Origin of the sequence: Mycobacterium sp. OTB74, assembly GCF_029892685.1 — a bacterium.
Taxonomy (GTDB): domain Bacteria; phylum Actinomycetota; class Actinomycetes; order Mycobacteriales; family Mycobacteriaceae; genus Mycobacterium.
Map to the genome: position 1 here is coordinate 82,010 of NZ_JARXVD010000023.1, position 11,800 is coordinate 93,809.

An 11,800-nucleotide genomic window follows, 5' to 3' on the forward strand; every position below is an offset into this window, starting at 1 on the left:
AAAAGTTTTCCTCTCACAAAGCGGCTCGCCTACCCCAATTCCCCAGCATGAGCAGCGAAACAGAACGGTTGGATGAGCGTCCAGCCGAAACCGAAGAACCGCTGTCAGGACCACAGTCGAATAACCCGCTCACTGCTCAGGGCAGAGTGGGTTACGCAATCGTCGGACTGCTCTTGTTGCTGTATATGGCGTTTTGGGTTGGTTTCACCGCCCTGCTCGAACCCAATTTGCAGTTTTTCTCCTACTACGCAGTCAATTACGACCAGGGTTTCGTCAGGCGCGGACTCGCCGGTGAGCTTCTGAAACTCTTTCCCGGGGACCTCTACTTCACGGGCCTCCTGATACTGCGCTGGCTCGTCCCCGCGCTCTTCGTTGCCGGCATCGCGGCGGTGGCATACGCCGTGGCAGTGAAATTCGGCCGCTCCGAACGCCGGTTGCTACTGGCGCTGCTCATACCGTTGCTGCCGTTCGGTTATGCGCGCGCTGTTGTGGTACCGACTCCGGACCTCCTTGGCGAGGCAGCGCTGGCGGTCTTCGCAGTCGTAGCCGTATTTGTCGCCAAGGAGCGATCGCTTCTCGTTGCGAGCGCAATTTATGGCGCAACCACAGCGGTGCTGACTCTGATCCACGAGGCGATCCCATTTCTGCAGGCGCTCGGTGCGGTCTTGGCAATTGTGGTTCTGGCGCACAGTTCGGCCAAAACACAGCGGTTGAGCGTAGTTCTCGCCGTAGCTCCGGGGTTGGCCGTTGCAGGGGCGGTAGCGCTATTCGGACGGGTAGACGCCTCGGCGCAATGTGCCCGGTTACCGCATCGCGCCGTGGACTTCCCGATTACGTTGACTCCCGATCAGGTACTCAGGGGCGAACATGCCTACACGGATTACCACAACTGGATGTGCCGCTTTATCACCGTGACAACAAGAAACAACCCCGTCGAGGGATTCAGCCAGGTTGGCTGGATCCCGTGGATTGGGTCGATGTTGGCGGGAATCGCTCTCCTCACGGTGACGATAGTTTTGATCAAGGGAGTTTCCGGCGTACCGTTCCGGCGCTTTCGCGAAGCACTACAAGGTCGGCTTTCATGGGTAGCTCTGGCGGCACTGTTAGTGCTTCCAGTTTTCGCGACCACCTCGGATTGGATTCGGTGGTGGGTAGCCATCTCGTTCGATGTGGGTTTGGTGTATCTGCTGTACGCGGGTCGCCGCCCTGAGTCCGCCCAACCGGCCACTAGGCGCACTCGCGTCTTCTTCATAGTGGCGGTTCTTCTTCTGGCAGTGCTCCCAGCCTTCGTGGGAATCAACGCCAATCAGTCCACGAAGCCGATGATCGCCCACTGCGATCAGCTGGCGAATGACCCGAAATGGGTGGGGATCTGCCCTTGATCAGCCGCGGCGTGTCAGCCGCGGCGTGAAAGGGCGAACTCCTCCAGCAGATCAGCTGCCATGGCAACGCTCTCGTCGGATTTGACCATCCGGTCGGCGAGTTGCTCTGCACGCGTGAGGTATTCGGGATCGAGGATCGTGCGGAGATCCTTCACCAACGTCTTTTCCGTGGTCGCTACATGGCGACGGGAAGCACCCACCTTCAGTTTCTTGAGCTGAGCTCCCCCGCACCCCTGATCCGGCAGCATCCACAGGATCAGCGTGGGACGCCCAGCGCGCAGCCCGGCGTGCGTGGTGCCCGAGCCGCCGTGGTGTACGACCGCACGACAGGTGGGAAGGATCTCCGCGTAGTTCATCGCGCCAGCGATCTTGACGTGGTCATACTGCGGAACGCTGCTGAAGTCGGTCCAGCCCGCACCGACCAGTGCCCGCTCGCCGAGTTGCGCGCACGCGCCCGCGATCATGGCGATCATGTCGGCGGCGGAGTCAACCGGCATGCTGCCGAAACTGAAGAAGATCGGCGATGTTCCCGCAGCGATCCACGAGGCGATCTCGTCGTCCTGCGCGGCCGACAATTGCATCGTCAGCGAGCCGACAAAGGGGCGTCGCGGGGGCTGGTGAGCGTTCCATGCCGCCCATTCCTCGGGCAGCTCGGGCCAGCACGCCGCGTCGTAGGCCTGGATTTCCATCGCCCCGTGTTCGGTCATCCGTTGTGTCCATGGGCCGGTGGCCTTCGGCAGGCCGAATTCGGCACGCTCGGCGTCTTCGTCGGCCTTCTTTCCACGCCAGGCCACCCAGTCCATCGCCTTCATCGCCGCACGCGCCAGCGGCGGCGGGAGGAACGGCACGAAAGAGCCGTTGACGCGCAAGGGGATGATCTGCAGCGTCGCCAACGGGGTGCCGCAATGCTCGGCGACGTTGGAGGCGACGTCTTCGTAGTTCATGCCGGTTAGCAAGAGGTCGGCGCCGTCCGCCACCGACAGCAGCACTTTTCTCGCATCCGCGCGGCACTGGTTCAGAGGGTCCCCGACCTCACCCAACAACCTGTTGAGCTCCTTGAGCTTCCACGGCTTGCTGAACAGCAATGCGAAGAACTCATGATGCGGGTCGTCGATGGACTGCAAGGTCGGTCCATAGGCGATTGCCTGAGGCCCAGCGGACTCCGCGAAGCCGACCATTTCAGGCGCGACAACCATGCTCACGTCATGCCCGCGGCGCACCAGCTCACGGCCGATCGCCGCGAAAGGTTCCACTTCGCCACGAGTTCCCCAGTTGGCCAACACGAATTTCATCGCGGGTCCTCAGCCCTGGCCATCCCCGGCGGGTTGTTCGAGGTACCACGGATTGGCCCGGGCCCATTCGATGGTCCGGCGGATCCCTTCCTCGACGTCGACCTTGAGGCGCCAGCCCAGCTCCCGCTGCGCCTTGGTCGAATCGGGGATACGACGGGGAATGTCTTCGTAGCGGCCGCCGAAACGCGATGCCGTATCAACGGCTTCGGCGCTGGACACTCCGTCAACGCTGGCAATCTTGATCGCGAGATCCACTGCCTCACGCATGGTCGTCTCGGTCATGCTCCCGACGTTGAACGCCTCACCGATCGCCGCATCACTGTCGGCGGCAAGCAACGTGCCGGCGACCGCGTCGTCGACGTAGGTGAAGCAGCGCGTCTGGTCACCCGAGTCGTAGAGCAGCGGCTGGCGGCCGTTGAGGATCCGGTGAACGGTCTGCGACACCACGAAAATCGGATTCTGCCGCGGCCCATACACATTGAAGTAGCGAACCACCGTCACCGGCAGTCCATAGGCAGCGTGCATCGCGAAAACCAGATGCTCGGCCATACCCTTGCTGGTGCTGTAGCTCCACCGCGCCGTCTTCGACGAGCCGAGAACACGGTCGTCGTCCTCGGCGAACGGTGGGTTCGGATTCTTGCCGAACACCTCGGATGTGCTGGCGAACACCACGCGTATGCCGTTGCGGTGGCTCAATTCCAGCACGTTTCGGGTGCCGATCACGTTGACATCGAGAACCTGCAGCGGATCGTTCATGTAGTTCTTGACGCCGACGACCGCGGCGAGGTGGAACACTGTGTCGACGTCGGGAGTCAGGGCTTCCTCGAGCGCGGCCAGGTCGGTGACATCGCCTTGGACGAACCGGAAATTGGGGTGCCGGTCGAACTCGATGCTGCTGTCACGGGTGTTCTTCGCGAAATCAAAAATGGTGACGGTGTCGCCGCGTTCCAACAACGCGGTCACCAAGTGCGATCCGATGAAGCCGTAGCCGCCCGTCACGACGACATTGGACATATTTGCTCTTTCGTTTGACGTGTCGGTTTGCAAATCCCTGTCAGCCGACTATCGGCCGATCCCCTTGTAGACGAAGCCTGCAGCGTTGACCGCCGCCGGATCGAAGCTGTTGCGCCCGTCGAGAAACACGCAGCTGGGTGCCGTCAGGTCGGCGAGCTGAGCCAGAGGAACCTGGTGAAACTCTCGGTGCCCCGCGAGGACCACCAAGGCATCGGCGTCCTTGACCGCGGACTCGATGTCCGGGGTCATGGGGATCTTCGTCACCGTGTGCGCCTCCTCGTCCCGCACCCACGGGTCATGCACCGTGAGTTGGCAACCGGACTCCTCGAGCAAGGCCAGGACGTACTTGGTGGGGGTGAGCCGGCAGTCGCCGGTGTTGTTCTTGAATGCGATGCCCAGCACCGCGATCTTGCTGGTCTCGATCGACTTGCCCTGGTCGGCGAGCAGCTGTGTCAACAGCCCGTAGGTGTAGGCGGGCATCGTGTCGTTGACAGTTCTCGACGTCCGCGGGATCTCCAGGTTCAGCCCCACGGACTGGCCAAGATGATTGACGAACCACGGATCCTTCGTCAGGCAGTACCCGCCGACGCCCATGCTCGGCCTCAAAATGTTGACCGGGTGGCCGCCCTTGGGCATCGTGTTGGCCGCCTCGATGACTTGAAGGGCGTCTATCCCCAGCCGGTCGCATATCTTGGCAAGTTCATTCGCCAGCGCGACGTTGAGGTCGACCCACAGGTTGTCCGCAAGTTTCACCATCTCAGCGGTCCGCGGATTCTCGACAATGACGGATTCCACTCCCAGGGCGTGTCGCCACAGTGCCGCGCAGGCGCGAGCGCTGCGGTCATCGACTGCGCCGACCACAACGGGAATTGTTGTCAGCTCATGGATGGCCTGGCCTTCGGCGAGCCGCTCCGGGCAGAACGCCAGCCCGAAATCGACCCCGGCCTGTAGTCCAGAGGCTTCCTCGAGGATCGGCCGAACGAGGTTTTCGGTGGTGTCGGGCGGAACCGTGCTCTTGAGGATCACGACGTGGCCGGCCCGCAGGTGTTCCCCTATCGCCCGCGCCGCCGCCGTGATGTCGTCGACGATGGGCTCGTAGTCCGGACCAAGCGGCGTGCCGACGTTCACGATGACGAAATCGTTGTCTGTAATGGCACCGAAATCGGTCGTGGCGCGTAGCCGGCCGGTGCGCACGCTATTGGATACGAGTTCATCAAGGCCTGGCTCGGCCACGGAGGTCTTGCCGAGGTTGATGTCGTTGACGACGCTCTGCCTCACGTCGATCCCCGTCACGGGCCAGCCGCGGTCGGCCAGCACCGCACCAATCACCGTGCCGATGTAGCCGAAGCCCACGACTGCGATCCCCGACCGCATGCCGCGGACCACGAGGTCGATCTCAGTATCGCTTTGTCCGAATACGCCTCTAGCCATGGCGGCTCCTAGCCTTTCTGTCCCCGTACACGCCGGGCGGGATGTCAGCGACGGCCTTCCGTCCCCGACCAACTGCGGCAGTTTAACTAACGCTGGCGTCAACAGATCCAAATTAGGAGTTTTAGCAGGTGGCGGGAACGCTCCTGCAGTTCAGGACGGTTTGAGCACCGAGTTGGCTGTTTGCACGGCCGCCGGCCGCGACATCGTCAGTCAGACAACACTGTTAAGGCGCGCAAATTCTTCCACGCGATCTGCAGCGGCCGCGACGCTCTCGGCGGGTGTGGTCATCAGCGGCGCAATCTGGCGGGCCCGTGCCTTGTACTGGGGGGCCAGAATCCGACGCAGGTCCTTGACCAGCGTCTTCTCGTTGGTGGTCGAAAAACGCCGCCCAGCGCCCACCTTCAGTCGCTTCAACTGAGACGCAAAAAACGGCTGGTCGGGCAACGTCCACAGGACCAACTGCGGAACACCCGCCCGCAGGCAGGCCGTCAGAGTGCCTGAACCGCCGTGATGCACGACCGCGCGGCAGGACGGGAAGATCGTCGCGTAGTTCACCTGGCCGACCAGCTTGACGTGGTTGAAACCCGGGACATCGCCGTAATCGGTCCCACCTGCCCCGACCACCGCACGCTCACCCAACTGCGCGCAGGCCGCCGCGATCATGGCGATCGTCTCAGAGGGCGATCCGACCGGCACGCTGCCGAACCCGAAGAAAATCGGCGGCGTGCCGTCGGCAATCCACGACGCCACCTCCGCATCGGCATCCGTCGGCGAGGCCATCGCCAACCCGCCGACAAACGGCCTATTGGCCGGTCCATGCCCAGCCTCTTTAGCCCACTCAGCCGCCAGGCCCGAAAAGATCAACTCGTCGTACGCCTGGATCTCCAGCGACCCCCGTCGGTCGATGCGGTGTGGCACCGGACTTGTGGCCTCGGGCAGTCCCAGCTCGCGGCGCTGCGCATCTTCACCCTGACGAGTCGAGCGCCACGCCGTGCGATCGTTCACCGTCATCGCCAGACGGCTCAGTGGTGACGGCAGGAGAGGCAGCAGCTGGCCGTTCACCCGACACGGGAAGTAATGCAGGGTCACCAATGGAATGTCGTAGGCCTCGGCGACGTTGGCGGCGGGCTGCTCGAAGATCAGGCCGGTGAGTAGCACGTCGGCCCCCTCCGCGACCGATGCCAGGGTCCTGGTCATGTCCGCCCAGCACTCGGCGGCGAATTGTTCGGTTTCGCGCGCCATCGCGCCCAGCTCCTTGAGCTTCCACGGGGTGCGGCCGTAGCAGGTGAAGTACTTCCACTGCAGGTCGAGAATGCCCTTCGAATCCAGCCCGTATGCGGTCGCTGTGAGCCCGGCCGCCTCCGCGAAGCCGGTCAGGTTGGGCGGGACGACCATGCGGACATCGTGTCCTCGGCGCTGCAGCTCACGCCCGACGACCACGGCGGGCTCAATGTCGCCGCGACCGCCGTAACTCGACAACACAATTTTCATCGCGGAGTCCTGACCTTCCGGTCGTCCTGCGGGCACAACGTGGGGAGCACCGGTCATTAATACCGGATTTTTGACGCCCAAGTAAGTATTCCGCCATGACTCGGGGCCCATCGTTGGTACCATCCCGAATCGCCCAGACCCGGCCAATCATTGGGCCATCACGCTGAGGAGCTCAATTTTGGCTGACGGCGCGCTTGACGCACACGAGGCGGAACGCATCGCGTGGGATGTGATCGTCGTGGGCACCGGTATGGGGGGCGGCATGCTGGGCTACCGACTGGCCCAATCAGGCCGGCGGGTGCTGTTCGTGGAGAAGGGCCGCTCGACACTGCCCGGGACAACGGGGACGATTCGCGCGGCGATGCCGGAACTGGCCGAGCCGACGTCGGCTCGGTCCGCCGACAGCTACTTCGAGGCCCTGGCCCGCGGCGGACGCTCGACCGACGAGGTCGAGGACATCAGTGGACGTTCCGCTAAGCGCTTCGTACCGTTCATCGGCAGCGGCACCGGCGGATCCTCGGCGCTCTACGGCATGGTGTGCGAGCGATTCTTCGCTCAAGACTTCACTCCGCGGCAGAATTTCGCCGACCCCGGCGATTCCACCGTGCCAGAAGCCTGGCCCGTCACCTTCGAGCAGATGCAGCCCTGGTACGCCGAGGCCGAGAAGCTGTTGGGGGTCCGTGGCCAGCGTGATCCCCTGCGGCCCGACGCAGCGAGCGTCGATCTGCCTGCGGCACCACCATTTTCGGCTGATAATCAGCCATTGGTCGACCATTTGACACAGCGTGGACTGCATCCCTATCACCTGCCGATGGCGTGCGACTACACCGACGGGTGTGCCACGTGCCAGACCTTCCTCTGCTCCCAACCGTGTAAGAACGACTCCGCCCGTAACGGCGTGCAGCCCGCCATCACCGAACACGGCGCGCACCTGCTGCCCGAATGCCGGGTCCTGCACCTGGAAGCGGACCGCACCGGGGTGCGCCAGGTGATCTGCGAGCATCCATCAGGCCGACTCGCCTTGAAGGCCAAAGTGGTGGTGCTGGCTGCCGGCGCGCTGGCCACGCCCGTGCTGCTGCTCAATTCCCGCTCGGGCGATTGGCCACGCGGACTGGCCAACGGCTCAGACATGGTGGGCCGCAACCTGATGCGCCATCTGCTCGACCCTGTCATGATCTGGCCGCAACCCGACTCCAAGATCACCGACGCCAACAAAGAGATCGGCCTCAACGATTTCTATTTCCATCAAGGCCAGAAATACGGGACCGTGCAGTCGTTCGGCGCGATACCGCCCATGGAGTGGATGATCAACCGCCCCGGCGCGCAGGCGAAAGCACTACGCCTGATGAAGCCGGCGGTGCGCCGGGTATACGAAAAGTTCTTCACCGGCGGACTGATCCTGGCCGCGATGATGGAAGACCTGCCCTATCGAGACAACCGCGTACTGCTGTCTGACCGGCCCGGCTCCGACGGGCGCCAGCGGATGCGGATTCAATACCGCTTGCACGCCAACGAGATTGAACGCCATGCGGCATTCCTGCAACTGTTCAAGGGGACAGTCGAACCGTTCCGCACCCGCAGTCTGGGCAGCGGCAAGGAAAACTCCAACGTGGGCCACGTCTGCGGCACCTGCCGATTCGGTACCGATCCCGCGACCAGCGTGCTGGATTCGCAGAACCGCGCGCACGAAGTGGACAACCTCTACGTGGTGGACACTTCGTTCTTTCCTTCCAGTGCCGGCCTGAATCCGAGTCTGACGGTGGCGGCCAACGCATTACGGGTTGCCGAGCACCTGAACCAGGCGCAATTCGCCAGCTAGGCCACCGTTGCGAATCCTGTTGCCGCCACACACTATTCAGCCGGAGTCGGAGGAATCTTCCGCTTCAACCTTGATTTCAATGAGATCGCGGGCTTTTCGACCAGGTGCCAGCTCAGCGCGGCGAGCGGTAGGGTGGCGGCGGTCGCGATGATTGCGAGTATCACCGGGTTCAGAAACGCAAGCCCGCAAACCACCAATAATTGCTCTATGGGATACGCGTAGATATAGACCCCGTAGGAGAGGTCCGTCTTCAGTCCAAGACGCTTGTTGCGGATGAGAGCGCCCGAAACGATGATGGCGTAAGCCAGCGGAATGGCGCCAATCACACGGTAATTGGGCAGCGCGCTCGCCGCGAGAACAATGCTCACGCTTACAGCGACCAGCGACCAACGGGCCGGGATCACACTCCGGAACCGATACAGAAGTGCTCCCGCCAGGAACATGGCCCCGAAACGCACGGCAATCCCATTCGTCAGCAGTTGCTGCGTCGCGGCATCGAGACGCACGTGTGCGCCGGGCGGTGCCTCGATAAAGGGAGTATCTGCCGGCAGCAACGCCGACCAGTACAACATCAGCGCCAACAGCACCGGGATGACCCACCGGCGACGCAGCAGGCCGGCAATGCCGAGGCCCGCGATCGCGACATAACATAGCGCTTCCCAAAACAGGGTCCAAAGTGACCCATTCCATTCTCCGAGCCACGGGATGCCGCTGGGTGTTCCGGCAATGTCGTGCTTGAGCAGCTGCACCGCGCTGTTTCCCAGGATGTACTCGTACGGCGCGCGCGACAGCAGCAGCTTGGCAGCCGAACCACCCTGGATCAGCACGGCAATTGGGGCGATAACGATCGCGGTGACAATCAGACATGTCCACAGTCCCGGAAGGAGGCGCAGGCCTCGAGCCAAGAAGTAGTCACGAGTCCGTCGTTGCCTGAACCAACTCCAGGTGATGAGAAATCCGGAGATAGTAAAGAATCCGTCGACCCAACCGTCGCGAAGGAGCTGATGGACAGGCTCGAAGGAGATGGTGCGGCCGGTCAGCGGCCACGCGTGCCAGAGGATGACACCGGTCGCCAGTATCAACCGCCACGCGTTCAGCGCGTTGTTCTTCGGGTCGAATACCTCTCCGAGCGTGCGCTTTCTGCGCCCGACGTCTTCTTTATCTTCGTTGTCACCAACGAGTTCCAGATTTACACTCATCGATCAGCAGACACTCCTGAGGTGGACGAAACTCTCCACGAGATCTTCACGTCATGACCCCTGAGCAACAACTCACGACCGATGACACGCAGGGCTCGACATCGCCCCGGATGCCATGGCATGCCAGGATAACCTTCACTGCAGACCTCGCTTTTCAGCTTCATACGCCGGGCACAGAGCCACGACCGCGGGCAAGTATTACGTATGCTTTTAACCGCTACGTCAGTTTTGGCTAACTCGTAGAGCCACGTTAGTGACCACACACGTCAGTCAGCTCGGCTCGCGGATCGGAAGCCCTGCAGCGCGATAAACCGCGTCGATGACGCTCATATTTTCGACCGCGTCCTGCGGCGATGTCCGCACCGGCTCTCCGCGCAGCACTGCACCGGCGAACGCCTCCAGCTGGAAGGAGTAGGTGGTGCGGCGCGAGAAGCGCTCGGTCCGCTTCCCGTTGGCCGACCGAACAGAAAGCAGCGGGAAGACGTTGGGTGCCGCCGGACTGAGCCAGCTCAGCTCGCCGTGATCACCAACCACTTTGGCGCTCGCCCGAAACATATTCCCAGACCAGAGAGCGCAGCGCAGTCGGCCGGTGTGGCCGCTTGCGTACCGCAACTCGGCCGTCATGGCCCGGTCCACCTGAGGCTTCTGGAGTTTCGCCTGTGCCGAAACGACTTCCGGGGTCGAACCACCGAATGTGCGGGCCATGTTCGTCACATAGCTGCCGGCGTCCATCATTGCGCCGCCGGCCATGGCGTAGTTGTAGCAGTTGGCCTTGAACGTCGGCAGTAGCACACACAGGTTCACGTCGACTCGTTGCAGTGTGCCGATCTCCCCTGATGCAATGATCTCCTCGACGCGGCGTGTCAGCGGGTGATGGCGGAACTGGATCGCTTCCATCACGACGCGGTCCGATTTGGAGTCGAGATCGGCGATTTCCTTGGCCTCGGCGGCATTGGCCGTGAACGGCTTCTCGACCAACACGTGCTTGCCGGCCGCCAATGACAACTTCGTCCACTTCCCGTGCATGCTGGTCGGCACCAGAACGTAGATGGCATCCAGGTCCGGATCGTCGATCAGCGCCTCGTAGCTGCCGTACGCCTTGGGGATCCCGTACTTGGCGGCAAACTCATCAGCACTGGGCTGATCACGTGACGCCACCGCGGCCACCACGACATCGTGGTTGTCCTTAGCCGGGTTGATCATCGTCGTCGGCGCGAAGCTCGACGCTCCCAAAATGCCGATGCGTACCCGGCCAGCGCTATCTGGCATTACTTCTCTCCTCTGTCTTGCCGCGCCGTGTCGGCGAGGCCAGTCCGGTTGTTGCGTCCGGTTCGCAGGTCGCAGACGGCTCTACGCAGGCTTGCGCAGGTACCGGTCACCGACGCGATAGTAGAAGACATTCGAATGGGCGCGGGCCGGAATTGACATTACCGTCAGTAACTGCGCTCAACTCGGCTCGCGGACGGGAAGACCCGCAGCGCGGTAGATCGAATCGATGACGGTCATGTTCTCGATCGCCCCCTCGGGGGTGGTCCGCACCGGCTCGCCGCGCAACACGGCAGCGGCGAACGCATCCAGCTGATATGCGTAGGTGGCGCGCCGCGGGAAGCGTTCCACTCGCTTGCCGCTGCCGGATCGCACCGAGAACCGATGAAAAGCTTGCGGCAGCACAGGATTGAGCACATACAGCTCGCCGCGATCACCAACCACCCGCAGGCTTATCCGCAACAGATCGGCCGACCACATCGAACAACGGAGCCGGCCGGAGTGCCCGGCGGGAAACCGTACCTCCGCCGTCATCGCGCGATCCACTTTGCTGTCGTGCAACTTCGCCTGTGCCGAAACAACTTCTGGAGTCGCGCCGCCGAAAGTACGCAGCATGTGGACCGCGTACGATCCGGCATCCATGGTGGCGCCACCGGCTAGGGAATAGTTGTAGCGGATGTCGGAGAACTTCGGCAGCGGGTAGCAGAAGGCGGCGTCCACCCGCTGTAAGGTTCCCAATTCCCCCGAAGCAATGATCTCCTCGGCACGCAACGCAAACGGGTGATACCGGTAGTGAAAAGCCTCCATCACGACCCGGCCGGACTTGGCGGCCAGTTCGGCGATCTCGCGGGCCTCGGCGGCATTGGCCATGAACGGCTTCTCACACAGCACGTGCTTGCCGGCCTC

At 62.7% G+C, this 11,800-nt stretch carries 9 protein-coding genes; 2 read left to right on the top strand and 7 right to left on the bottom strand.

The features are described 5' to 3' along the window. Window positions 1-47: 47 nt before the first annotated feature. Window positions 48-1,382: a hypothetical protein gene (locus M2432_RS24320; protein ID WP_280829406.1), complete on the top strand. Its 1,335-nt coding sequence runs from the start codon at window positions 48-50 to the stop codon at window positions 1,380-1,382. 14 nt (window positions 1,383-1,396) lie between these two features. On the opposite strand, the gene M2432_RS24325 is transcribed toward M2432_RS24320, so the two are convergent. From M2432_RS24325 to M2432_RS24340, 4 genes are all read right to left on the bottom strand, one after another. Beyond that, the gene (locus tag M2432_RS24325) at window positions 1,397-2,674 is read right to left on the bottom strand and encodes a glycosyltransferase (protein ID WP_280829407.1); all 1,278 of its coding nucleotides are present in this window, start codon (window positions 2,672-2,674) and stop codon (window positions 1,397-1,399) included. Between the two features lie 9 nt (window positions 2,675-2,683). Further along, on the bottom strand, window positions 2,684-3,688 hold the full coding sequence (locus tag M2432_RS24330; RefSeq protein WP_280829408.1) for a GDP-mannose 4,6-dehydratase: 1,005 nt from the start codon (window positions 3,686-3,688) through the stop codon (window positions 2,684-2,686). Window positions 3,689-3,736: 48 nt separating this feature from the next. Beyond that, window positions 3,737-5,119, bottom strand: a complete 1,383-nt coding sequence (locus tag M2432_RS24335) for a nucleotide sugar dehydrogenase (RefSeq protein ID WP_280829409.1) — start codon at window positions 5,117-5,119, stop codon at window positions 3,737-3,739. A gap of 210 nt (window positions 5,120-5,329) precedes the next feature. Further along, window positions 5,330-6,610, bottom strand: a complete 1,281-nt coding sequence (locus tag M2432_RS24340; protein ID WP_280829410.1) for a glycosyltransferase — start codon at window positions 6,608-6,610, stop codon at window positions 5,330-5,332. A gap of 178 nt (window positions 6,611-6,788) precedes the next feature. Here M2432_RS24340 and M2432_RS24345 point away from each other — a divergent pair, with 178 nt between their 5' ends. Further along, window positions 6,789-8,429 (top strand): GMC family oxidoreductase, encoded by a 1,641-nt coding sequence (locus tag M2432_RS24345; protein ID WP_280829411.1) that lies wholly within the window; start codon window positions 6,789-6,791, stop codon window positions 8,427-8,429. 32 nt (window positions 8,430-8,461) lie between these two features. On the opposite strand, the gene M2432_RS24350 is transcribed toward M2432_RS24345, so the two are convergent. The 3 genes from M2432_RS24350 to M2432_RS24360 form a co-directional block, all read right to left on the bottom strand. Next, complete coding sequence (locus M2432_RS24350) at window positions 8,462-9,628, bottom strand: acyltransferase (protein ID WP_280829412.1); 1,167 nt, start codon at window positions 9,626-9,628, stop codon at window positions 8,462-8,464. A 270-nt stretch (window positions 9,629-9,898) separates the two neighbouring features. Next, window positions 9,899-10,897 (bottom strand): Gfo/Idh/MocA family oxidoreductase, encoded by a 999-nt coding sequence (locus tag M2432_RS24355; RefSeq protein ID WP_280829413.1) that lies wholly within the window; start codon window positions 10,895-10,897, stop codon window positions 9,899-9,901. 177 nt (window positions 10,898-11,074) lie between these two features. After that, the coding region (locus M2432_RS24360) for a Gfo/Idh/MocA family oxidoreductase (protein ID WP_280829414.1) at window positions 11,075-11,800 on the bottom strand (726 nt) is incomplete at its 5' end.